This window comes from Pseudoalteromonas sp. SG43-5 (assembly GCF_014164345.1).
Lineage (GTDB): Bacteria > Pseudomonadota > Gammaproteobacteria > Enterobacterales > Alteromonadaceae > Pseudoalteromonas > Pseudoalteromonas distincta.
Genome location: NZ_JACJFA010000003.1, coordinates 71,735 through 96,044, shown reverse-complemented (window position 1 = coordinate 96,044; position 24,310 = coordinate 71,735). Strand labels below are relative to the sequence as shown.

General features: G+C 40.2%; 23 protein-coding genes. 15 read left to right on the top strand and 8 right to left on the bottom strand.

Annotation, left to right across the window (positions count from 1 at the left end; genetic code table 11):
* The 5 genes from H5161_RS04540 to H5161_RS04520 all read left to right on the top strand — a co-directional run bounded on the left by H5161_RS04540 (position 1) and on the right by H5161_RS04520 (position 3,063).
* Positions 1-405, top strand: a complete 405-nt coding sequence (locus H5161_RS04540) for a DUF4440 domain-containing protein (protein ID WP_024595765.1) — start codon at positions 1-3, stop codon at positions 403-405.
* Between the two features lie 61 nt (positions 406-466).
* Positions 467-1,708 (top strand): sensor histidine kinase, encoded by a 1,242-nt coding sequence (locus H5161_RS04535; RefSeq protein ID WP_182768779.1) that lies wholly within the window; start codon positions 467-469, stop codon positions 1,706-1,708.
* A complete protein-coding gene (locus tag H5161_RS04530; RefSeq protein ID WP_154902919.1) occupies positions 1,705-2,232 on the top strand; it encodes a response regulator transcription factor in 528 nt (175 codons plus the stop codon). Before H5161_RS04535 ends, H5161_RS04530 begins: the two co-directional genes overlap by 4 nt.
* A 27-nt stretch (positions 2,233-2,259) precedes the next feature.
* Complete coding sequence (locus H5161_RS04525) at positions 2,260-2,682, top strand: thiol-disulfide oxidoreductase DCC family protein (RefSeq protein WP_182692720.1); 423 nt, start codon at positions 2,260-2,262, stop codon at positions 2,680-2,682.
* 102 nt (positions 2,683-2,784) lie between these two features.
* Complete coding sequence (locus H5161_RS04520) at positions 2,785-3,063, top strand: peptidylprolyl isomerase (protein ID WP_002959014.1); 279 nt, start codon at positions 2,785-2,787, stop codon at positions 3,061-3,063.
* A 67-nt stretch (positions 3,064-3,130) separates the two neighbouring features.
* Here the strand turns inward: H5161_RS04520 and H5161_RS04515 are convergent, their stop codons facing one another.
* The gene (locus tag H5161_RS04515; protein ID WP_029771693.1) at positions 3,131-3,475 is read right to left on the bottom strand and encodes a TonB family protein; all 345 of its coding nucleotides are present in this window, start codon (positions 3,473-3,475) and stop codon (positions 3,131-3,133) included.
* A gap of 106 nt (positions 3,476-3,581) precedes the next feature.
* On the bottom strand, positions 3,582-4,313 hold the full coding sequence (locus H5161_RS04510; protein ID WP_154902917.1) for a MauE/DoxX family redox-associated membrane protein: 732 nt from the start codon (positions 4,311-4,313) through the stop codon (positions 3,582-3,584).
* A 285-nt stretch (positions 4,314-4,598) separates the two neighbouring features.
* Here H5161_RS04510 and H5161_RS04505 point away from each other — a divergent pair, with 285 nt between their 5' ends.
* Both H5161_RS04505 and H5161_RS04500 read left to right on the top strand, forming a co-directional pair.
* Positions 4,599-5,048: a hypothetical protein gene (locus H5161_RS04505; RefSeq protein ID WP_182768778.1), complete on the top strand. Its 450-nt coding sequence runs from the start codon at positions 4,599-4,601 to the stop codon at positions 5,046-5,048.
* A gap of 175 nt (positions 5,049-5,223) precedes the next feature.
* The gene (locus H5161_RS04500) at positions 5,224-5,856 is read left to right on the top strand and encodes an immunity 49 family protein (RefSeq protein ID WP_182768777.1); all 633 of its coding nucleotides are present in this window, start codon (positions 5,224-5,226) and stop codon (positions 5,854-5,856) included.
* A 56-nt stretch (positions 5,857-5,912) separates the two neighbouring features.
* On the opposite strand, the gene H5161_RS04495 is transcribed toward H5161_RS04500, so the two are convergent.
* From H5161_RS04495 to H5161_RS04475, 5 genes are all read right to left on the bottom strand, one after another.
* A complete protein-coding gene (locus H5161_RS04495) occupies positions 5,913-6,572 on the bottom strand; it encodes a DsbA family oxidoreductase (protein ID WP_165742552.1) in 660 nt (219 codons plus the stop codon).
* A gap of 114 nt (positions 6,573-6,686) precedes the next feature.
* Entirely contained in the window at positions 6,687-7,907 is a 1,221-nt protein-coding gene (locus H5161_RS04490; protein ID WP_182768776.1) for a Xaa-Pro peptidase family protein, read from the bottom strand.
* Between the two features lie 101 nt (positions 7,908-8,008).
* Complete coding sequence (locus H5161_RS04485; RefSeq protein WP_182768775.1) at positions 8,009-8,617, bottom strand: flavin reductase family protein; 609 nt, start codon at positions 8,615-8,617, stop codon at positions 8,009-8,011.
* Between the two features lie 9 nt (positions 8,618-8,626).
* Positions 8,627-9,349 (bottom strand): SDR family NAD(P)-dependent oxidoreductase, encoded by a 723-nt coding sequence (locus H5161_RS04480; RefSeq protein ID WP_182768774.1) that lies wholly within the window; start codon positions 9,347-9,349, stop codon positions 8,627-8,629.
* Complete coding sequence (locus H5161_RS04475) at positions 9,346-9,744, bottom strand: thiol-disulfide oxidoreductase DCC family protein (RefSeq protein ID WP_154902912.1); 399 nt, start codon at positions 9,742-9,744, stop codon at positions 9,346-9,348. The genes H5161_RS04480 and H5161_RS04475 overlap by 4 nt, the downstream gene beginning before the upstream one ends.
* 120 nt (positions 9,745-9,864) lie before the next feature.
* On the opposite strand from H5161_RS04475, the gene ppc reads away from it, so the two are divergent.
* Together ppc and cdd are read left to right on the top strand one after the other, a co-directional pair.
* The gene (gene ppc, locus H5161_RS04470; RefSeq protein WP_002959021.1) at positions 9,865-12,510 is read left to right on the top strand and encodes a phosphoenolpyruvate carboxylase; all 2,646 of its coding nucleotides are present in this window, start codon (positions 9,865-9,867) and stop codon (positions 12,508-12,510) included.
* A gap of 136 nt (positions 12,511-12,646) precedes the next feature.
* Positions 12,647-13,573, top strand: coding sequence for a cytidine deaminase (cdd, locus tag H5161_RS04465; RefSeq protein ID WP_182768773.1), 927 nt, complete (start codon positions 12,647-12,649; stop codon positions 13,571-13,573).
* Between the two features lie 98 nt (positions 13,574-13,671).
* Here cdd and udp read toward each other — a convergent pair whose 3' ends face one another.
* Entirely contained in the window at positions 13,672-14,427 is a 756-nt protein-coding gene (gene udp / locus H5161_RS04460; protein WP_007375563.1) for a uridine phosphorylase, read from the bottom strand.
* A 454-nt stretch (positions 14,428-14,881) separates the two neighbouring features.
* Here udp and H5161_RS04455 point away from each other — a divergent pair, with 454 nt between their 5' ends.
* The 6 genes from H5161_RS04455 to H5161_RS04430 all read left to right on the top strand — a co-directional run bounded on the left by H5161_RS04455 (position 14,882) and on the right by H5161_RS04430 (position 24,276).
* A complete protein-coding gene (locus tag H5161_RS04455) occupies positions 14,882-15,991 on the top strand; it encodes an arginase family protein (RefSeq protein WP_024605708.1) in 1,110 nt (369 codons plus the stop codon).
* A gap of 129 nt (positions 15,992-16,120) precedes the next feature.
* Positions 16,121-16,810, top strand: a complete 690-nt coding sequence (locus H5161_RS04450; RefSeq protein ID WP_039488472.1) for a transporter substrate-binding domain-containing protein — start codon at positions 16,121-16,123, stop codon at positions 16,808-16,810.
* 147 nt (positions 16,811-16,957) lie between these two features.
* Complete coding sequence (locus tag H5161_RS04445; RefSeq protein ID WP_002959027.1) at positions 16,958-18,259, top strand: hemolysin family protein; 1,302 nt, start codon at positions 16,958-16,960, stop codon at positions 18,257-18,259.
* A gap of 285 nt (positions 18,260-18,544) precedes the next feature.
* A complete protein-coding gene (locus H5161_RS04440) occupies positions 18,545-19,714 on the top strand; it encodes an efflux RND transporter periplasmic adaptor subunit (RefSeq protein WP_182736871.1) in 1,170 nt (389 codons plus the stop codon).
* A gap of 12 nt (positions 19,715-19,726) precedes the next feature.
* Positions 19,727-22,861, top strand: coding sequence for an efflux RND transporter permease subunit (locus tag H5161_RS04435; RefSeq protein ID WP_182695188.1), 3,135 nt, complete (start codon positions 19,727-19,729; stop codon positions 22,859-22,861).
* Entirely contained in the window at positions 22,858-24,276 is a 1,419-nt protein-coding gene (locus tag H5161_RS04430) for an efflux transporter outer membrane subunit (RefSeq protein ID WP_182768772.1), read from the top strand. Before H5161_RS04435 ends, H5161_RS04430 begins: the two co-directional genes overlap by 4 nt.
* Positions 24,277-24,310: the final 34 nt, after the last annotated feature.

Sequence of the window (24,310 nt, the reverse complement as noted above, 5' to 3'; positions counted from 1 at the left end):
ATGAGCAGCAAAATAAAAGTGTCGTTGTTTAATCATTTGATTGACGCTGAGCGCCAGTTACTAGACCCAGAAGTTCGCCAATCTGAGCGCGCATTAGATGCTTTACTCGATGATGAATTTATCGAAATTGCTGCCAATGGCACTACATTTAATAAATACCAAGTACTTACCCGCTTACCTACCGAGGTTGTGCCACAGTTTTATAATCAGCATTTTAAGGGCCGAATGCTGAGCGATGATGTAGTGCAACTTAGTTACCAAGCTGCTTTTAGGCGCTCTGCTCGCGCTGAGTTTAATTATTCATTGCGTATGTCGCTTTGGCGTAAAAGTAATGAACAATGGAAAATGGTGTTTCACCAAGGAACGCCTTGTGCGCCGTTTTCAATTTCGATGGATGATGATTAAAAATCATATAACCGTTAAAATAACCTTATTAAACATTTGATTGGGCAATAACCTGTTGTTAATGCGTACCGACCCCACCATTAGTCGATTATTAATGCTGCGAAGCGGCGCTATTGCCGTGCAATTAATTGCGGTACTTAGCGTTTATTTTTTACTAGAACATCAAATTGCATTACTGCCTTTACTTATTGTTATTGCCGTTGAGGCTGTGTTTCAGCTTATTAGCCTATTTGCTTATCGAAATGTAAGCCGTGCTAAACCTTTGGGTATGTTGATGCAGCTAACTGCAGACGTATTATTTTTAACGGTTTTACTATCGCTAAGCGGCGGTGCAACTAATGCATTTGTTTCGCTGTTATTGCTCCCGATAATGATAGCTGCTGTTACGCTGCGAGAAAAAGGATTAGCTTATATTGCGGTATTAGCCATTGCCGCATACAGTTTGCTACTTATAAAGATGCCCGATCACAGTATGCATCAAATGAATATGAGTGGTCATTTTATTGGCATGTGGGTTAATTTTGTTTTAAGTGCCAGCGTAATTGCACTTGTTATTGGCGCAATGAGCAGGGCATTTAAAGAGCGAGAGCGAATTATTGCAAACGTGCGTGAAAAACAATTGCGTAATGAACAGCTAGTTACCCTTGATGGGGCTGCTGCACAAATCACCCATCAACTAGCGACCCCAATTGCAAACTTACAGTTACTGTTTGAAGAGTTATTAGAAGAGCAACCAAACAACCCAATTGTTAAGCACATGCAAGCGCCGCTTACTCAGTGTAGTACGCAGCTTAACGACTTTAGAAAACTCTCAGAGCAATTACGCCTTAAAAATTCACAAGAGCATACCACCGTAAAGCAACTGCAAACGCAAATTACAGATACGCTTTTACTGCAATACCCTGATCAGTACATTAAATGGATTACGCCACCTATTGCGGCAACGCTATTGAGTGATGCGATGTTATTGCCTGCTATTTTAAATTTATTGCAAAACGCCGCGCTTGCTAATCAAAAACAAGGTAAAACTCAATTAGAGCTGAGTTGGCAGCAAGATAACTTACATAGCGAATGCGTTTATTTGTTAATTCGTGATTTTGGCCGTGGCTTTTCATCATCGCAATTAGTAGAGCTTGGCGGGCAACTTATGCCAAGCGATCAGGGAATGGGGCTTGCTGTGCTTTTATCAAATGTTACTTTTGAGCGTTTAAATGGCTCACTTATCTTGTTTAACCATGCAGATGGCGGCGCTGTCGCCAAAGTTAAACTCGCTATTGTAAACATTGAGAATAACGCCTCATGAAGTTACTTATAATTGAAGACGACATTAATTTAGCCAGCACACTGGCAAGGCGCTTAACTAAACAAAGCTTTGCCTGCGAGGTGGCGCATAACCAAAGTGATGCGTTACTTGCTGCGCGTAAATTATTGCCCGACTTTGTTTTATTAGACATGAAACTAGGCGACGATAACGGACTTACACTCATAAAGCCGCTGCGTAGTTTGCTCCCCCAAGCTCATATTGTTTTACTAACCGGGTTTGCAAGTATAGCAACCGCAGTAGAGGCAATGCGTTTAGGCGCAAACGATTACCTTACTAAGCCGGTTGATATGGCAACATTATTAAAAGCGCTTAACACCGATCCTGTGTCATCGGCATCGAATGTTATTGATGATGCGGTTATGTCGCCGGAGCGCTTAGAGTGGGAACATATTCAACAAGTATTACACAGTAATAATGGCAATGTGTCGGTTACCGCGCGGCAACTTAATATGCATAGACGTACTTTGCAGCGCAAGTTACAAAAAAAGCCGGTGCAGCAGTAATTTATTACTTAATTTAAGGAAAGTGTTATGAGCGATGATGCAGCTATATTAATGCAAAACCAAAAAATTATTTTATTTGATGCGCAATGTAAGCTTTGCAGCGCGTGGTGTAACTTTATTATTGCTCACGATAAAACTACTATTTTTAAATTATGCAGCGTGCAATCTCCAAAAGGAGAACTGTTGTTAACACACTTTGGTTTTTCAACCAGTGAATACGCTTCAATGGTGCTTGTTGAAAATGGTAAAGCATTTACACAAAGCCATGCTTTTTTTAATGTTGTTAAGCAGCTAGGTTACCCATACAAACTAGCAAACGTATTTAGTATTTTGCCAAATAGGTTTAATAATTGGTTATACGATAGGGTTGCTTTAAATAGGTATTCGTTATTTGGAAAATATCAGTATTGCAGAGTACCCAACCCAGAGGATGCTAAACATTATTTATAAATTAGGCGTTAATACACTGCAGTATAAGTAGATGATAGGTTTATGAGGTTGTGCTAAAATCGCCGCGTTTAATTTTAGCTAACGGTATAAAAGGCTTTTTTCATGGCAAACACAGCACATGCACTTCACATTTTGGTTAAGCACAAAGAAATTGCAGAAGATATTATTAAGCAATTAGGTAAAGGTGCAAAGTTTCAGACCTTAGCTAAAAAGTATTCGTCATGCCCATCGGGTAAAAAAGGCGGTGACTTAGGTGAATTTAGACGCGGACAAATGGTTCCACAGTTTGACAAAATTGCATTTAAAGGCGCAATTTTAGAGCCACATTTAGTTAAAACCAAATTTGGCTGGCATGTAATTAAAGTGCTTTATCGTACTTAATAAGCTCGCTGACAAATACTAAAAAGGCTGCACACTGCAGCCTTTAAGATATAATCTTACCCGATTATTAATTATCCAAATTAAACTCAATTGTCATTTCTAAGTTTTTATCAGGTACAGCAACACCATTAACAACTTTAGGTGAGTATTGCCATTTAGATAGGGCACGTTTGGCTTCGCTATTAAACACTTGTTCAGGTTTAGCGTTAATAACTTTAATATTATTTGGGCGCCCATAACTATCTACATCATAAGACATGGTAACAAAACCTTCTGTTTTGTTACGTACCTCTGCAACAGGGTATTTAGGGGGAACTGTTGATTTTACTGTTGCGGTAGGACTGTCTTGAAGTGGAGTTGTAGTACAGCCAGTAATGATTAGAGCGGCAATTATAGACAGTAAGTATTTCATTATAATTCCTTTTATTATTTAGTTAGTACCCTTTTTTACACTAAAAGACCAGTCATGTAAAATAATCCGCTTAGTTATCAAGCCCATTATTTAACCTGAATTAAGGTTATTTAATAAACATCCAGATACCCGCCGCAATCATAAACAGGTTTTCGGTTAGAGAGACAAACCCCAGCGGTACATTACTATCTCCGCCAACACAGGCACATTTAAGCTCTCGTTTGTCTATGTAAACAGCCTTAATCACCGACACGGCGCCAACCCCCCCAATAAATAAAGAAATTGGTGCAACAATATAAGCTGAAAGCCCTGCAATCATGCCAATACTTACAAATGCTTCTAAAAATGGATACACATAAGCATATCTCACTACTTTCATCGCAAATAAATCATATGTTATAAAAGAATTACTAAAGCTGTATAAGTCGCGTAATTTTTGAATTGCCAGTACGCCCATTGTTAACGCGACAAACAGCATAACTGTATGCATTGAAAAAAGTGCAAAGCCAGTCGAGTAGCTAAATGCAAAGGCAAGCAATAAGGTAACAGCAAAAATGGCCGTTACGGGAGTGTAAGTAGTGCCCTGTTGGCCAGGCTCCGATTTATTAAAGTAAGTGCGCAGGTCGTCATACCCGCCAATGCGTTCGTTATCGATAAATGTTTGTGGTGTGGTATCAACATTGTGCTTTTGTTGAAATGCATCGGTTTCTTCGCGCGAAGTCAGCGGCTTATCATCTACCTTATAGCCCTTTCGCTTAAGTAAATCTTTTGATTTGAGTCCAAACGGACATATATGTTCATCGGTTGCCATTCTATATAATGTTGCTGACTTAGCCATGTGTACTCCTTACTTTAAATAGTTAATTTATTTGTGCAGACAGTACAAATGTAGGTTTCAACATTGTTGGTCGCTTTGAAAAAAGGGTCTAAATAAATGTAATTTTTACCTATCATTCGCACAAAATTATCTCACAGAGCATGTAATAATTTTCTTTGCTAATAATGCACTTATAATGCCAGTGTAAAAATCTATTCGTGTAATGTTAATTGTGGCAAAGGAACAAATAGTAGATATGTTCCTATATTAGAAATTAACCATAAGCAATATCAACTACCTATTATTATGAAAAATACAGTCACGTTAATAAAATCTAAAGGTGTAGGGATAGGAGCTATCGCTATATTATCAGGGTTCGTTTTAGCGTTAGGGGAGCTTACTAGTCTATTCACTCATTTACCAACATACGAAGGTGGCTTTAACAAAGTAGCAGGGGAGATGATACTGCCATTTAGCTGCTTAGCCAGTTTGTATATAGTTTATAAATATTTTCGATTGGCTAGGGTTATTAAAATAAACTTAATAACAGAGCAGGTAACAATAAATAATAAATCCCTCATAGGCTTTTTAGAAATATCGATTAAGACTTTCGAAAATACGCATCGCTGCGCGTTAATAATTAAAAATACTGAGGAGGAAATACTCAAGTCAGGGGCGCTCTATTACTGCGCTAGTAAGGATTGCTTAATCAACTACAGCGGCGAATATGTGCATATTACAGTTGAGAACCAATAGGGCTAAAATGTGCAGTCTTATTTAGTTTTAAACTTGTCTTGTCCTGAAATGTGTAAACAGATTTCAGGACAAGACACTTTGAAAGAGATTGGTGACTATTTTCAATTGCACTATTCTCGTGTAAGTAAAATAGTGTCAAAAAAATGCAGAGAAAGGGCTTGAGGGCGTGCCTATTATGCGCTTTGGCCTAGATTTATTACATGCGCACTATAATTTAGTGTCAAACCCCGGGCAGCGCCATATTTTTACCTTAAAAGAGCACGTGTTTCGCTTAGAGGGTCGTGCTGAGCATCGCTCTATAATGGTTGATAATTGGTTATTGCAATTGAGTTTAGCGCTTTGCTTAAGAGATGCTGATGCGGTTGAGTTAATCTGCCGGTGCGAAGAAGATTGGCTTGAGTACCCTGATGCCTTTGACTTCGCACTCCTCAAGTTTATGCGAAATATATTTGTACAAGACGCAGACCAAACAGTGTTATTACGCGAGGTAATGGAAAAATCAGGCCCTGAGCATGTTGATGAATTTAGAGCGCCTTACGTGAACCAGCTATTCTTACCTTATTTGGATGTGTGGGTAGCGGTGTTATCAAACGATGCCGCTCATTACCAACAGGCAATCCATAAAGCTATTGAATTACATTATACATTCTACAATGACCCACCTGAGGGCGCAGTTACGTGGACAGGCGATGTAGCTCTGCTAATAAGCGCAGTGGCTAGCCTTGCCTATGATAAACATGGTTGGCAAGTGCCCGACACCCCTTACCTGCCAAAGTGGCTAATTTATAAAGAGTTTGAAAATGCTTAAATTAGCATTGTTTGGCTACGAGGCTGCATATTGCAGCCTTTAATTTTGCTAGCTAACTAAGCGTCTTGCTTAGCCTCTTCTTCACTAATTTGTTTTAGTGCCTGAATAAACGAGTCGCTTGGTTGTCCGCCACTGATTGCATATTTATCGTTGATAATAAATGTAGGGACTGAGGTAATACCGAGTTGCTTAAAGCGGTCTTGCTCTTGTCGTACTGTTTGAACGTATTTATCTGAGTGTAAAATACTGCGGGCCTGTTCTTTATCAAGGCCAACACTTTCTACTACATCAAGCAGTGCCTCTTCTTGATTTAAGTATTTTAAATCGGTGAAGTGTGCTTCAAACATGGCAAGCTTTAATTCGGTTTGCTTATCTTCTTCACGCGCCCAAGTAAGTAGGCGGTGTAAATCAAAGCTGTTGATCATGATGCGCTCACCATCAAAATTAAAGGTAAACCCGGCACGCTGACCTGCTTCGAACATGTTTTTACGATTTTCATCGCCTTGCTCTTCGCTTAGGTTGTACTTTTGCATTAAGTGTTCGTTTAAGTCTTGACCTTCAATTGGCATATCTGGGTTTAGTTCAAAAGGATGCCACGTAATATCTGCGCTCATTTCGTCTTTGAGTTGCTCTAGTGCAGTTTCTAGATTTTTATAACCCACTACACACCAAGGGCACATTACGTCTGAAACGATATCAATTTTAAAGTTTTTCATATTTATCCTTTTGAGGATTGCTTTGGTATAACAGGGGATATTGGGATGAACTGCACTTTATCAATACCAAACTAAAAAGAGCAGCTAAGCAGCTGCTCTTGAAGGTATTCAGTTTTAAGCGTTAAGGCCAAATGGGTCGTCAATACTATAACTTGGTTGTGTAAACCAATGAGGGCCGTTGTCGGTCATGTAAAAATGATCCTCTAAACGCACGCCAAATTCATCGGGTATAACTAACATTGGCTCGTTACTAAAGCACATGCCTGGGGCAAGTGGGGTTTTATCACCGCCAACTAAGTATGGCCATTCGTGAATATCTAGCCCAATGCCGTGGCCCGTTCGATGCGGGCAACCCGGTGTTTGGTACTGCGGACCTAGGCCTTGCGCCGATAAATAGTTACGGGCGCCCGCGTCTACGTCTTCGCAGCTGGCACCGATTTTAGCTGCATTAAATGCCGCCATTTGCGCTGCTTTTTCATGATCCCAAAACATCCGTTGGCGCATTGTAGGTTCGCCAAATACATAGGTACGGGTTATATCTGATAAGTAATCGTGTACTTTACAGCCAGTATCAATTAGTACCATATCGCCTTTTTTAAGTATTTGGGCATCTTTAACACCGTGCGGGAAAGACGTTGCAACACCAAATAAAACAATACAAAAATAGTTACCTGGTGCACCTACTTTTTGGTGTGCTTGCTTAATAAAAGCTTCTACTTCGGTGGTGGTTATTCCCTCATAAAGCATGCTTGCTGTGGCTTGATGTACGGCTAAGGTCATGTCCATCGCGCGTTGCATTAAGCTAAGCTCATGAACTGACTTATGCATACGGCAATGCGCCGTTACAGGTTGGGCGTTTATGAGGTTTAAACCCGTTTGTGCTTTATTAATGCCGTCGAATATAAAAAATTGTGCGCTTTCATCAATGCCAATAGTTGCGTTTTCATTAATGTTTAACTTTTTTAATACTTCGACAAAAAGTGTATAAGGATTTTCGTGCTCTTGCCACCCATGAATAGGTCCCTCTATTACTTTAAACCCGTTTAGTGAACCAATTTCGAAATAAGGCGCAATGTATTGTACTTCACCAAGGGCGGGTAATATCGCGCCAACCATACGTTCGCTCGCGTACCATTTCATGCCTGTAAAGTAGGTAAGGTTGGTGCCAGCGTTTAAATAAATTGCATCTATGTTGTTTGCTAGCATATACGCTTGAGCCTTGGCTATGCGCTCTAAATGTTCGTCAGCTGCGATAGGGGTCAGCGTTTGCGTCATGTTACTTAGGCTTGCCAGCGCTTGCTCGCTTGATTGTGTACCAATACCGATGGTGGTCATATTTTTCTCCTTGGATTTTTAGCTAGTGTGATTAATACCAAGGTAAAATTCAATGTTATGCGATAAGAGGCTATTAGTTTATAGCCTCTTAAAATGGCATATTATTTTTTAGCGTAAGGTAAACGCGTGAGTTTATTACTTGTGTGGTAGCTATCAAGCCCGGTTACTGCCACCGTTTCAACAGCCTGTAAATCTAAAAAGCCATCACTTTGAAGTGCTACTTCATCTAAATACACATCAGTGATTTCACCTATTACAAGCTCTGTGCCATTGATGGCTAAATGTTGGTTTTCTACAAATTTAACCGAGTACTTTAAGCGGCTTTCTTTAACAAAAGGCGCTGCAAAGTCATTTAAATATTCGGGCGTTAAACCTGTCGCCGCAAATTCCGACTCGCCTTTGTCGTAGCGGGCTGATGTTTGATGAGCTTGCTTATAAATAGCTTTATTAACCTGGTTAATGGTGTAACTACCGGTTTCGATTATGTTTTCGAACGTATGTCGAGGCACGCTATTTGGGCGCATTATCATGCCAACTAGCGGCGGGTGAGCCCCTAAATGAATAACAGAGCTAACAATGGCGAGATTAGTATTGCCTTGTGGGTCTTGCGTGCCAATTAAGTTGGCGCTTTTAAAACCCGAAAGCGAATTAATTAAATGAGTACGAGTGTGTTTTTCAAGTGCGTTTATGCGCTCTTTAGTAAAATGCATTAAAGGTCCTTACCACGGTATGGTTTCGCCTTGCCAATCTAAGTAGGCAGGCTCACCATTGAGTTCTAAATGAGGGTTATTAAAAGTAAGTGTAAAAAGCTGCTTAGCTACAAATTCAGCTGTAAAGAGTTTTCCAGTGGGTACGTTTTTTTGAAATGGCTTTGAAAGCGCAGTATCAGTAGTCCCTGGGTGAAATAAAACGAGCTTGGTATTTTTAGCTCGGCGTGAAAGCTCAATCGCTGCGGTTTTAAATAGCATGTTAAGAGCAGCCTTAGAGGCGCGATACGTATACCAACCGCCTAATTTATTGTCGTTAATGCTGCCCACACGCGCACTGAGTGCTGTAATAGTACAGTGCGTTTTATGTGTTAAGAGCGGCAAAATACTCTGCAAGCAAAGTAGGGGAGTTAGGGTGTTTGAATTGAGAAGTTGGCTAAAATACTCAGCGTCTAAATCCTCCAGCTTTTTTTCGGGCATATGGGTTTCGTTGTGCAGTGTACCATTGAATATAATAACTTGTTGTATATCGGCACTTTGCTCTTTTAGGTAATTAGTAACGCGCGCTAAACTTTGTTTTGTGTAGTCAGTATGCAGGTGGACAACACTTGAGTCAGATTCAATACTTTTTGAACTAATACAAACTATCTGATGAGTAGGCGTGTTTATTTGTAGATGTTCTATATATGCATTTGCTATGGCACTGCTTGCGCCGAATAAAACAATGGTTTTCATTTATCACCTTTTGCTTTTAGTCCACATTCGCCGTTACTGCACTGAGTATTTGGCATTAAAAAGCGACTGATGGGGTGCCTATACTTAGCAAATAACAGGTATCCGCAGTCAGCGAAAAAGCGGATTATTGGCAAGCGAAAAATTTTCAACCAGCTATGTTTACCCACTATTTTCCATGCTTCGTACGTTACATCAAGCCCGTAAATCATTTCACCTGATTGCTTTTGGGCTTGCAGGTAGTTCATTGCTTTGTCTTTATCAATATACGGGTAGCGTTCACTAAAGTCGCTCGCGTTAAGATCTTCAAGCGTAATTAGATTTTTAGAGTCTGCGTGTTTTAGTTGCTGCATTTCGGTGCTGCAAAGAGGGCAGTTTCCATCGTAAAAAATGATCATGTAATCGCTTTGTGATTATTTTATATATACTTTTTTACGACAAGACATTGCAAATGGATCTATTAAATTTCTCTTCATGATGATATTAATAGTGTCCTACGAAACAAAGGAGAATGAGAAATGAGTGAACAATATGCCGCCTTGCGAGGTAATGTAAATTTACTTGGGCAATTACTAGGACAAACTATTAAGGATGCTCAAGGCCAAGCTATTTTAGATAAAGTAGAAGAAATTCGGGCTTTATCTAAATCATCTCGCAGTGGTAATGAAGACGACAGACAAGCGCTAATAGATGTTTTACATGCGCTTAGTGATGAAGAGCTTTTGCCGGTTGCCCGTTCATTTAATCATTTTTTAAACCTTGCTAATGTAGCAGAACAATTTCATACCGTTTCGCGTTTTAATGACGTTGGCCTTGGTCAACAAAACCCTCTCACTCAAACATTAAAAACGTTAGTTACAAAAGCAGAACAAGGCCAGCTAGATAGTAATCATTTGGCCGAAACACTCTCAAAACTCCACATAAACTTAGTATTAACCGCCCACCCAACCGAGGTGACGCGCCGTACTATTATTAACAAACATGTTGAACTAAGTGATTGCTTAGCGTCATTAGAGCGAAAAGATAACTTACCACTAGAACGAGACGCTATTTTAAATCGTATTGAACAGCTTATTAGCCAGGCTTGGCATACCGACGACATTCGTCGCTCTCGCCCAACGCCAGTTGATGAAGCTAAATGGGGTTATGCGGTAATCGAAAACAGTCTTTGGCACGCTGTTCCGCGCTTTTTACGTGAATTTTCAGCCAATGTTAAAGAGCAATTAAGTTTAGAGCTACCAAAAGATTACAGCCCGATTGAGTTCACATCTTGGATGGGTGGAGACCGTGATGGAAATCCATTTGTAACATCGCAGGTTACAGCAGAGGTGCTTGACCACGGTCGTTGGATGGCGCTTAACTTATATATTCAAGATTTAAAAACGTTATGCGCTGAACTCTCTATGTCAGATGCCAGTGATGAGCTTATTGAGTTGGCAGGTCAAGACTTTGAACCATACAGAGCGGTGATCAAAAAGCTTAAAAACCAAGTTGCAGAGACCGTGGCTCACCTGGGCGCTAAAATTAAAAATAAGCGTAGCGATTCACAAGATTTAATTACCGATATTAATCAGCTTAAGCACCCTGTAGAGGTCTGCTACCGCTCGTTATTAAAGTGTAATATGAAAGTAGTTGCTGATGGATTATTGCTTGATTTACTGTACCGTATTAATAGCTTTGGCTTGCGTTTAGCTAAACTCGATGTGCGCCAAGACTCGTCTCGTCACAGCGATGTTTTTTCTGAGCTGACTCGTTATTTAGGTTTAGGCGACTACAACCAATGGCAAGAGCAAGATAAACAAGCTTTTTTACTTACTGAACTTAACTCTCGCAGACCGCTTATTCCAAAACATTGGCAACCAAGCCCTGATGTTCAAGAAGTGCTAGACACCTTTGACGTTATTGCTAAGCAAGACGAACAAACATTTGGCTTGTATATTATTTCGATGGCGCGAACAGCATCAGACATTTTAGCAGTACAATTATTGCTAAAAGAAAGCGGCTGTAGCTTTGATTTACCAGTAGCACCCTTGTTTGAAACACTCGACGATTTAAACGCAGGCAGTGATGTAATTACTACATTACTTGATAATGTTTGGTATCGCGGGCACATTAAAAACACCCAAAATGTAATGATTGGTTACTCTGATTCTGCTAAAGATGCCGGCATGATGGCAGCAGGTTGGGCGCAGTACGAAGCTATGGATAAACTAGTACAACTTGCTGATGAGCGTGGTATTGAACTTATTTTATTCCATGGACGTGGTGGCACAGTAGGGCGTGGTGGGGCACCTGCTGCACAAGCTCTGCATTCACAACCGCCAGGTTCGTTAAAAGGTGGTTTGCGTGTAACCGAGCAAGGCGAGATGATCCGCTTTAAATTTGGTTTACCCGATGTAGCACTGCAAAGCTTAAATATTTACGCAGGTGCAGTACTACAAAGTAACTTATTACCGCCGCCGGAACCAAAACCGCAGTGGCGCGAAGTAATGAAGCTAATAAGTGAGGAGTCGTGTGAACACTACCGTAATGTAGTTCGCCACGATGAAAACTTTGTACCTTACTTTAGAATGGCAACGCCTGAGCTTGAGTTGTCTAAGTTGCCGCTTGGCTCGCGTCCTGCAAAACGTAATCCTAATGGTGGCGTTGAAAGCCTGCGTGCTATTCCATGGATTTTTGCGTGGAGCCAAAACCGTTTAATGCTTCCTGCATGGTTAGGTGCGTTAACTGGCTTAAAAGCTGCGCTTAATAAGTACGGCGCAGAAACACTCAACGAAATGAGCTTACAGTGGCCGTTCTTTAGATCGCGCCTAGAAATGCTAGAAATGGTATTTAGTAAAGCCGATTGCTGGTTGAGTGAGCATTACGATAATGCGCTGGTGGAAGATATGTACAAACCATTGGGTGTAACACTTCGTAAAGAGCTTCAAGAAGCCATTAGCTTGGTGCAATCACTTAGCCCACAAAAAAGCCTACTCGCCGAACAACCTTGGATTAAGGAGTCGATTAGTTTACGTAATCCGTACACCGATCCACTTAACCTATTACAGGTTGAGCTTTTACGCCGTGCTCGCTCAGAGGAAAAACGAAACGAAGGTGACATTGATAATGCGTTAATGATCACGATGACAGGTATAGCTGCAGGTATGCGTAATACCGGCTAACACTTTATTTTGTTAGGTATACCTATTGGTATTAAAAGGGAGCACGCGATGTGCTCCCTTTTTTTGCGTTAAATAGGCTGGTATTTAACATCCTAACCTTTTAAACTACTTAGCCATTGAATAATTAAAAAATATTATGGCTTCAGCAACTTTTACTGTACAGCAAGATACAGCACTTACAAATTCGCACTTCACATTAAGCGTAGCGCAAACAGCGTCATTACGTAGTCAATTAAAATCACAACGTGGCATATTAAATTCTAATAATATTAAAACGTTATGCGCGCAACTCAATGTGTCTGATGATGTATTACTACAAGGTTTAGTGCCTTTAGCTTCTGAGTATGCCGTTGCGCCAGTGTCAGATTTTCATGTAGGCGCAATTGTTAAAGCGCTTGATAAAAAGGGTGAGGTAAACTTTTACTTTGGTGCGAATGTAGAGTTTGATCATCAAGCATTGAGTTTAGTGGTTCATGCAGAGCAATCGGCTATAAATAACGCATGGTTAAACGGCGCTAAAAAAATAGTTAAAATTGCGATTAGCGATGCGCCTTGTGGGTATTGTCGCCAGTTTATGAACGAACTAGCTGATGCGAAAGAGTTTGATATTTTACTTCCTGATCAGCAATTTAAACTTGCTGAATTACTGCCGCATTCATTTGGACCTACCGATTTAGGTAACGAATTTAGCTTGTTTAACCCAAAACCACAGCAAGGTAATTTTAGCTTTGATGGCCTTGATGAAACCCTTGCGCGTTTTGCACTTAATGCGTACGTGCCTTACAGCCAAAACTTTAGCGCCGTAAAAATAAGTACATTTAGTGATGGTGATTTTTACGGAAGTTACGCCGAAAATGCAGCTTACAGTCCAAGTTTATCGCCACTACAAAGTGCACTAAGTCAGTTCTTTTTAGCTGGGCTTAGCTTTAACGAAAGTACGGTGAAGGGAATAACATTGCTCGAAACAGCGAGTCGTGAAAACCAGTCGCAAGTGGCAAAAGCTGTACTTGCCAGTTTTACGCATTTACCAGCACTTAAAGTAATTAGCGCACCACTTAAATAGTGGCTTGCATACAATAAAGCACAGCCGGAGCTGTGCTTTATTAAAGCGAGCCATTCTATCGAATTAACTCACTCACTGACTGACTGCTATAACCTGTATTAATCAAGTAATACTTTAGCTGCTTCTAATACTACTGCTACAGATTTACGCTCAATTTCACCGTGGTCTACATTTGGTATTTCTTGGCGAGTACGGTTAACAAGTACGCCTGCTACACATGCTGCTTGTAATCCAAGGGCTGCACACATAGTAAATAATGTTGCCGATTCCATTTCGTAGTTCATCACGCCCAATTTTTGCCACTCTTCGCAGCTACCTTGTAGTGATTTAGGAACGTAACCAGAGTGCGTATCGTAACGCTCTTGCCCTGGGTAGAATGTATCGCTTGATGCAGTAATACCAATATGAAAATCGATATTTAGGTTTTTACATGCTTGTACCATAGCTTGTGTTGCATAAAAGTCAGATACAGCAGGGTAGCTAAGAGGAGCAAAATGCTGACTTGCACCGTCTAAACGTACAGACGCTTGGCTAATTAAAATTTCGCCTTCGTTAATGTGTGGCTGAATTGCACCGGTTGTACCAATACGTAAAAATTTACGCACGCCAAGTTGTGCTAATTCTTCTACTGCAATCGACGTAGATGGACCACCAATACCTGTAGAACATATAACCACAGAGTGGCCGTTTAATTGACCTAAATAAACATGAAACTCGCGAGTTTGAGCAAGGCAGGTTGGGTTGTCTAGGAATTGTGAAATACGTGCTGCACGATCTGGATCGCCCGGTACAATCGCAAGTTTTGCACCTTTAAGATCGTCAATACATAGTCCTAAGTGAAATACCTTTTCCATAGCTAAGCCTTTTATAATAATTTGTTGTCAATCTAGCATGATTGCTAGAAACGTTTATCAAGTACAGGACGATTGTCCGTTTTATCTTAACTCTTCCAATAAAGCCTTAATAATTTTAAGGGCTAATTTGATTTATTCACCAACTATGAATATTCACTCAAGTACTTATATACGTAGCCTTGTTGCGCTGTTGACATGTTCAAGCAGACATAATAAGTATCACTCAAGCGCGTAACTACGATTAAATGAATGATTACAAATTTTCATTAATATCAAATAAATTCAATGACTTAAATTTGTAGTGAACACGTAAAAACTAACGTGTTTACTTATATTAAGCACTGACTTATTTAGCAAAGTGGCATTTATTTGAAGTTTAGGCATTTTTAGTGATTTTGCATAACTACTCAAAAGTAATTAGCTACGTACAGAATAAAAACCGAAGGAGTTTATTATGAGCACACAATTTGAAGCATTTAAAAACAAAGTTGAGCACTGTTTGTGCGCACCGGGCGATGGCGTATACACAGTAAATACTGCAAAAGAGCGCAAAGCCGCACTGCGTAATAAACTTTACGGACAAACTGAAAACGTTGATAACTTGTGGCGCGAGTCTTTAAACGAATTACCAAACTCACCACATAAAGCCGTTATGTTAGGTATTAGTTCAGACTGTGGCGGTGGGATATTACGCGGAGCAAACTGGGGGCCACTGTTTGTGCGCTCAGCTTTAATTGATCAGCAACCTCAGTGTCATTCGTTTGATTTAGGTGATGTACGTGTAATCCCACATTTACTTCATGACAAATACCTAAATGATGCAACCATTTCTAATTGCCAAAAAGCCTTATATGGTGATGAAGATAACGATTATTACGTAAGCCCGTTATCAATCACTGAAGATGTGTGCGACAGTTTTTACGCAACGTTTAAAGATAAAGGATTATTTGGTATTGGTGGCGATCACTCAATTAGTTACCCACTTACTAAAGCGTACTTAAAAGCAAAACGTGAGCAAGGTAAGCGCACGGCTATTATTCACTTTGACGCGCATACCGATTTACTTGTGGAGCGCTTAGGTATTGATTTATGTTTTGGCTCGTGGTGTACACATATACTAGAGTTTTTACCGGCGCCGCATCATTTAATACAATTTGGTATTCGCTCAAGTGGCAAGCCTAAAGCGCATTGGGAAAATACTTTTGGTGTTAAACAGCACTGGGCACATGAAATCATTGAACGCGGCGCAGCAGCGGTTGCTGCCGACGCTATTGCACAGTTAAAAGCCGATAACGTTGATGAAATATACGTAAGCTTTGATATTGATGCACTTGATGCTGAATTTGCATCCGCCACAGGTACGCCAGAGCATCACGGTTTAACGCCTCAGCATGCGCTTGATATTTTATCAGCCATTGCGGATGAGTTTCCTATTACGGGTGCAGATATGATGGAGATAGCGCCATTTACCGACAGCTCTTTAGTTGGTCAATCAAGCTCAGAAACTACACTTAGAGAAGGCGCTAAAATTTCAGCCTTTTTAATTAGTGCAATGAACAAGTAAGCTGTAGAAGCTATAAATACTAGCACTATCAGCGTATAAGTGTGCATTACATGACTAAAAACTAGCAGTTCATAAAGCCTCAGCTATATTTATTAAATACATATAATGAGTTAGTTGAGACCTCGCTAGATGAAATTGTTGATCTTTTTATTGTTCATTAGCTGTATTAAAGTTGATGCAGCTGAAATTACAATAGTAACGGAAGTATTTCCGGACTTTCAGTATATTAATGAAGATAACAAACTCGTTGGCCGCTCTGTCGATAAAGTTCATAAAGCGCTAGAAGGTACAGGTATAAACTACACTATGTTGGCGCATAGTTGGGCCATATCCTACAATGCAGCGCTACGCGATAAAAACACCTGTATATTTTCGATTGTTCGATTACCTAATAGAGAAAGTAAGTTTAACTGGGTAGGTGAACTGGAAAGCTTTGACTCTGCCATTTATGGTCTAAAGTCCAGAGGTATAAAGTTAAACACTCTCAATGATGCTAAAAAATACAAAATAGCAGTACTGCGTGATAACTTTAGTCATCATTATTTGCTTGAAAGGGGCTTTAGTGAAAGTAAGCATTTATTACTCATCGATAGCCTAGATAAAATAGATAAACTCATAAGCACTCGTCACCATATACTTGATTTTGTTATCCTCAACAAAAAGCAATTTAACTATCGAGTTAAAACAGAGCCTAAGCTTGAGTTACTAGAACCATTACTTGATTTAAATACAACTCAGTCTCCGTTATTTTTTGCCTGTAATATAAATATGGATCCGGCTTTAGTTTCTCAATTAAAAGTCGCCTTTAATAAAATTTAAGTACTTTAAACTCACTGTTTTACCTCTTAAATAATTGAAAATTAATAGTTTAAATATATTTCGTAAATATAAATTGCTGCGTTTAAAAAACCGATTATAATCCAGCTGCTTTTTGTTTAAAAAAGCGCTAACTTATTGGAGCGTTAAATGGGTGATTTAATCGGGATTAGCTTATTGATCTTGATCAGTGCGTTGTTTGCTATGTCAGAAATAGCAATTGCAGCGTCGCGTAAAATAAAACTGCGGGTGATGGCAGATGAAGGAAATATAAAAGCAGCAGCGGTATTAAAGCTACAAGAAAATCCAGGGGCTTTTTTTGCCATGATCCAAATAGCACTCAATGCAATAGCAATATTGGGTGGTATTGTGGGCGAGCAGGCTTTATCGCCTTATGTTGAAAGTGTTTTAGTGCTTTTTTATCAAGGTGCACACTTAGAAAAAATTAGCTTTTTATTCTCATTTTTTACTATTACATCTCTGTTTATATTGTTCGCCGATTTAATGCCAAAACGTTTAGCGATGATCATGCCAGAAGCTGTCGCTGTTAGAGTCGTTACAATAATGCGCTGGGTAACCTTTGCCTTAACTCCGCTAGTGATGTTTTTTAATGGGGTAACGAACTTTGTGCTGCGCTTATTTAAAGTGCCTGCTGAGCGAGAAGACAACGTTACAACTGAGGACATTGTTGCCATGATGGAAGCGGGTGCTGCATATGGTAGTTTGCAAAAGCAAGAGTATGAACTCATTGGTAATGTGTTTGACTTAGAAGCGCGGTTTTTATCAAGCGTAATGACGCCACGCGATCAAATTGTCTATTTTGATTTAAACGAATCTAGCCATGATATTGCGACCAAAATTATTGATCACCCTCATAATCACTTTTTAGTAGTGTCAGGAAATTTAGATAAATTGCATGGCTCTGTTGAATCTAAAGATATTTTACGACAAGTACTAAAAGGCGAAGCCGCCAATATAAACGATGAGCTGATTGATAAAGATGTTTTTTACTTACCGGAAACATTAAGCCTATCAGAAGCCTTAAATGCGTTTAAAAGCGCAGCAAAGCCATTTGCTGTTGTCGTAAACGAATACGCGCTTTCGGTAGGTATTGTAACGGTTAAAGACTTAATGAAAGGGTTTATGGGGGATTTAATTACTCATCAAGGTGATGAATTAATTATAGAGCGCGATAAAAATTCATGGCTTGTAGATGGGTTAACTCCAATTACCGATTTAGCAAAGGTACTTGATATAGAAGAATTTCCTGATCAGATGCACTATGAAACTGTCGCTGGATTTTTAATTTACAGTATGAAGCGAATCCCTAAACGTGCAGAGCATTTAACTTTTTCAGGCTTTAAGTTTGAAGTTGTTGATGTAGAGGGAATTAGGGTAGAGCAGTTGTTAGTTTCAAGAGTTATTAATCCACAGAACGACAACCCCCTTTAAAAAAGTAAGATAGTCGTTTATATAAATAGCCAAGCTGTTTTTGCTTGGCTTTTTTGTGCCTATTTAAAAGTTTTGTGCTTAAAAGGAGTGGTTATTTCAATCTGTTTAATTGCTTTATTTTCAAACAGCTTTGATTCTATTTTCATCAAATTAACATTAAATGCTACCTAAGGCGTATATTGTATTCAATAGTGTAAGTTTGTGTAAATTTCTCCTTATTAAGATTCATTATCAGCGCATTTTAATTTAGAATGATCGTTCACTCTAAACTAAAAGGTATTTAACATGCAGCGTTCCCGCATCGCTTTATTTGTATTGTCAGCCCTCGTCGGTTCTGTTGCTTTAACTGGTTGTGATCAGGCTGCTGAGCAGTCACAAGCTTCAGCTCCTAAAGCTGTCCCAGTGGGTGTAATTACAGTAAAAAGCCAAGCGCTTACTCTCAAAAAAGAACTTCCTGGTCGTATTAGTGCATTTCAAATTGCTGAAATTCGTCCACAAGTAAGTGGTATTGTGCAATCTCGTTTATTTGTTGAAGGTAATGAGGTTAAACAAGGCCAAGCACTGTATCAAATAGACCCTGCTACATTTGAAGCAGACTTAGCAGCAAGTGAAGCAAGCGTAGCGCGCGCAGAGGCAAGCATTGCCAGCTCTAAATCAAAAGCATCGCGTTATAAAGAGCTTTTAAAAATTAAAGCCGTGAGCCAACAAGATTTTGATGAAGCAGATGCTGCATATAAGCAAGCTAATGCTGAATTATTAACAGCTAAAGCGCAGTTAAAATCAGCGCAAATTAATCTCGATTACAGCCACGTCTCTTCTCCTATTAGTGGTCAAATTAGTAAATCAAGCGTAACAGTGGGTGCACTTGTAAGTGCCAATCAAAGTACAGCACTTGCTACAGTAACTCAGTTAGATCCAATTTATATCGATTTAACACAATCAAGTAATGAGCTTACCCAGCTTAAAAAAGCATTATCATCAGGTACTCTAACTGTCGATTCGGCTAGTCAAACTGACGTTGAACTTATTATGGAAGATGGCTCTATTTATCCTCATAAAGGCACATTACAGTTTTCTGAAGTGACCGTTGATCCAAGTACTGGCTCAGTAACACTGCGTGCTAAATTTTCAAACCCAGAAAAATTATTACTGCCTGGCATGTATGCCCGAGCTTCTATTGTGGAAGGTGTTAAGGCGGGTGCTATTTTAGCTCCGCAACGTGGCGTTAGCCGTAATTCAAAAGGCGAACCAACAGCAATGGTTGTCAGTAAAGACAACACAGTAGAAAACCGCGTATTAAAAGTAGATAGAACTATTGGTTCTGATTGGCTTGTTACTGATGGCCTAAGTGATGGCGATAAGTTAATAGTTGAAGGTTTACAAAAAATCCGCCCTGGTGCACCTGTGAACCCATCTGAAATTCAATCGTCTGCTAAAGCCGATCAAGCTCAATAACGGAGAGTTTTAATGTCACGATTTTTTATCGATAGACCGATATTTGCTTGGGTACTCGCTATTGTAGTGATGCTTGCAGGTATTTTGGCGATTAGGAGTTTACCTATTTCGCAGTATCCTTCAATTGCACCACCTGCAGTGAGTATTACTGCAACGTACCCTGGTGCATCTGCACGAACACTTGAAGATACGGTAACGCAAGTTATTGAGCAAAAAATGAAAGGGCTTGATGGCTTGCTTTATATGTCATCTACGTCTGAGTCGAGTGGTTCTGCTACGCTTACACTTTCGTTTAGCGCTGAAACTGACCCTGATATTGCACAAGTTCAAGTGCAAAATAAACTAGCTACAGCAACTCCACTATTACCAGAAGCTGTACAAAGGCAAGGTGTGGTAGTTGCAAAATCAGCGCGTAACTTTTTAATGGTTTATGCTTTTGTGTCTAAAGATGGCAGCATGACTAATATTGATATTGGCGATTATGTTTCATCAAACGTGCAAGACATTGTCTCGCGTGTTGAAGGCGTAGGTGAAGTACAGCTGTTTGGTTCTCAGTACGCGATGCGTATTTGGTTAGACCCTGCAAAGTTACAAAATTATAAGCTTACACCTGCTGATATTAGTGCATCAATTAGTGCGCAAAATGCACAAGTATCTGCCGGTCAACTTGGCGGTATGCCTGCCGTTGATGGTCAGCAACTTAATGCAACAGTAACGGCGCAAAGCCGATTACAAACGCCAGAACAATTTAAACAAATATTAGTTAAAACCAATCCAGATGGCTCTTTTGTACGTCTAGAGGACGTAGCTAAAGTAGAGCTTGGCGGTGAAAGCTACCGCGTTGTTGCTCGTTACGATGGGCAACCTGCATCAGGTTTAGGTATTAAATTAGCCAGTGGCGCTAACGCACTTGATACCGCAGAGGGCGTTAAAAAAGCAATTGAAGAGCTAAAACCGTTTTTCCCTGAAGGGTTAGATGCAGTAATACCTTACGATACAACGCCGTTCGTATCGTTATCTATCGAAAAAGTTATTCATACATTAATTGAAGCTGTTGTTCTTGTTTTTGTAGTGATGTATTTGTTCCTACAAAACTTTAGGGCAACGCTTATTCCAACTATTGCCGTACCTGTAGTTTTACTAGGTACATTTGGTATTTTATACACCTTTGGTTATTCAATAAATACGCTAACGATGTTTGCGATGGTACTTGCCATAGGCTTATTGGTAGATGATGCAATTGTTGTTGTAGAAAATGTTGAGCGTTTAATGACCGAGGAAAAACTCTCGGCACTTGAAGCTACACGTAAATCTATGGATGAAATTAAAGGCGCGCTGGTAGGTATTGCCATGGTGCTTTCTGCGGTATTTATTCCAATGGCATTCTTTAGTGGCTCTACCGGTATAATTTATCGTCAGTTTTCTATAACACTCGTATCGGCGATGGGGTTATCTGTTTTAGTGGCTCTTATTTTAACGCCAGCATTGTGTGCAACGCTTTTAAAACCAAGCCATGTACATAACAATGACACGTTATTTGGTCGATTTTTTACAGGCTTTAACCGTGGTTTTGATAAAACAAATTCAGGTGCACAAAGCTTTGTAGGGCGCATGCTTACTCACTCTAAACGCTACTTACTTATTTATGGCGTGATTGTGGGCGGTATGGTTTATGTATTCTCAAGCTTGCCAACGGCATTTTTGCCTGACGAAGACCAAGGTATTTTGTTTAACCAAGTGTCATTACCAGCGGGTTCTACAACACAACAAACGCTTGAGGTTGTTAAAAAGGTAGAAAACCACTTTTTAAACGATCAATCCGAAGCAGTAAACGGTATCTTTACCGTGACTGGTTTTAGTTTTGCAGGTTCTGGCCAAAACTCAGCAATTGCCTTTGTAAATCTTAAACATTGGGATGAGCGTCAGCGTGACGAGTTATCTGTTCAAGGTGTTGCAGGTAAAGCGATGGGCTACTTTTCAACGATAAAAGAAGCATTTGTTTTTGCCTTTCCGCCACCTGCAATTGTTGAGCTGGGAACTGCTAATGGCTTTAATATTTTCTTACAAGACCGTGTAGGCCTTGGCCATGAGGCACTTTTAGCTGCACGAAATCAGTTATTAGGTTTAGCAAGCCAAAGTCCAATTTTAGCGGGCGTGCGTCCAAATGGACAAGAAGATATGCCAGAGCTACAACTTGATACAGATTTGGCAAAAGCCGAAGCGCTTGGCGTGTCGCAAAATGATATTAACAGTACACTTTCGACAGCATGGGGTAGTAGTTATGTGAATGACTTTATTGACCGTGGTCGAGTGAAAAAAGTGTATATGCAAGGTGATGCACAATCTCGCATGGTGCCTGAGGATCTAAATAAGTGGTATGTGCGCAATGATAATGGCGATATGGTGCCGTTTTCAGCGTTTGCTAGTGCCTACTGGACGTATGGTTCGCCACGTTTAGAGCGTTACAATGGTTTTTCAGCAATGGAAATTCAAGGTAGTGCAGCGCCAGGTTACAGTACAGGCCAAGCAATGGATGAAATGGAGCGCTTAGTTAAACAATTACCAAATGGTATTTCGTCTGAGTGGACCGGTATTTCATTCCAAGAGCGCTCTAGTAGCGGTCAAGCACCTCTACTATATGGCTTATCGCTGTTGTTTGTATTTTTATGTTTAGCCGCGCTTTATGAAAGTTGGTCGGTACCGTTTGCGGTAATGATGATTGTGCCACTGGGTATATTTGGTGCGATTATGGCAGCGCTTGGCGGTGGCTTATCTAACGATATTTACTTGCAGGTAGGCTTGTTGACAACCATTGGTTTGGCATCTAAAAATGCGATACTGATTGTAGAGTTTGCGATTCATAAAATGGAAGAAGGGCTTGGCTTAGTTGATGCGGCTATTGCAGCTGTTCGCCTACGTTTGCGTCCAATACTTATGACTTCGATGGCCTTTATTTGTGGTGTTATACCGCTTGCTATTGCCTCAAGCGCGGGTTCTGGTGCGCAAAATGCGTTAGGTATTTCGATTATTGGCGGCACACTTGCATCATCAATATTAGTTGTTGTTTTTGTACCGTTATTCTTTGTGTTAGTGCGCCGTGTATTTCCTGGCAAAGCTAACGAGACAACGAAGGAGAGCGCAGAATGAGCATTAAAACATTCAGCCTAAGTGCAATTGCTTTATTGGTGCTAAGTGGTTGCCAATTAGCGCCTGAGCAAAAAGACCTTGCTCTACCAGTATCTGATGCTTATGCATCAGATACTGGGAAAACCGCTGCGCAGCAATTAAATTGGCAGCAGTTTTTTAATGACGAAAAACTACAAACGTTAATTAGTCAAAGCCTTGAGCATAACAAAGACATGCAAATTGCAGTGCTTAATGTGCAGCGTGTGCGTGGTTTATATCAAATTGAAGACTCTGTTTTGTATCCATCCCTTGATTTAAATGCATCTGGTACGCGCCAGCGTTTACCGGCTGACTTATCAGGTACTGGCGATGCAGCTATTAGCTCGCAATACAGTGCAACAGTGGGTATTACCTCTTACGAGTTAGATATTTGGGGCAAAGTACGCAATCAATCAGCGCAAGCACTGCAAAACTTATACTCTACAGAGCTTAGCCAATACAGCACGCAGGTGTCTTTAATTTCTGAGCTTGCAAATGCGTGGCTTAGTTACGCGACGGACTTACAACTGCTAGAGCTGGCAAAAGAAACGCTCACCTCTCAGCAAGAGTCATTATCGCTTACGCAAAAAAGCTTTGATTTGGGGGCTACGTCTTCAATTACCCTTGAGCAGCTTAAAAGCACAGTAGCTACAGCAAAAGTAGATATAGCAACATATAAGCGTTTGTTAAAGCGTGATAAAAGTGCCCTAGATTTATTAGTAGGGAAATCTGTTTCAGCCGATTTGCTGCCTAACAAAGACCTAACTAACTTGATCAGTATGCCAGAAGTGCCAGTTGGTTTACCGTCTGATTTGCTATCGCAGCGCCCTGATATTAAAGCCGCTGAGCATTTAATGCTTGCTGCAAATGCCAATATTGGTATTGCTCGAGCGGCGTTTTATCCAAGCATAAGCTTAACAGCCAACGCGGGGTCTGCTTCAAGTGACTTAAGTGGCTTGTTTGATTCAGGCTCTGGGACATGGAGTTTTGTGCCGACAATTAGCTTACCTATTTTTAATATGGGACGTAACCAAGCAAATCTTGATGTAGCAAAAGCAGATCAAGAAATTGCAGTGGCAACGTATCAGCAAAAAATTCAAAATGCGTTTCGCGAAGTTGCCGATGCACTTGCTGATAGAGAAGGTTACCAAGAGCAATTAAGTGCCCTTGATATGCTTATAAGTAGTCGACAAATCACGTTTGATTTATCAAAAATGCGTTACGAAAAAGGCGCAGATAGCTACTTGCAAGTACTTGATGCTCAGCGTACGTGGTACGGCGCGCAGCAGCAGTTAATTGCGGGTCAGCAAGCGTATCTTGCGAGTCAAATTAACTTGTACAAAGCGCTTGGTGGCGGATGGAATGTAGCCAGTGAAACAACTCAGGAAGAGAAATAATATTTGCGGCTTTTAAAGCCGCATTACATATTTA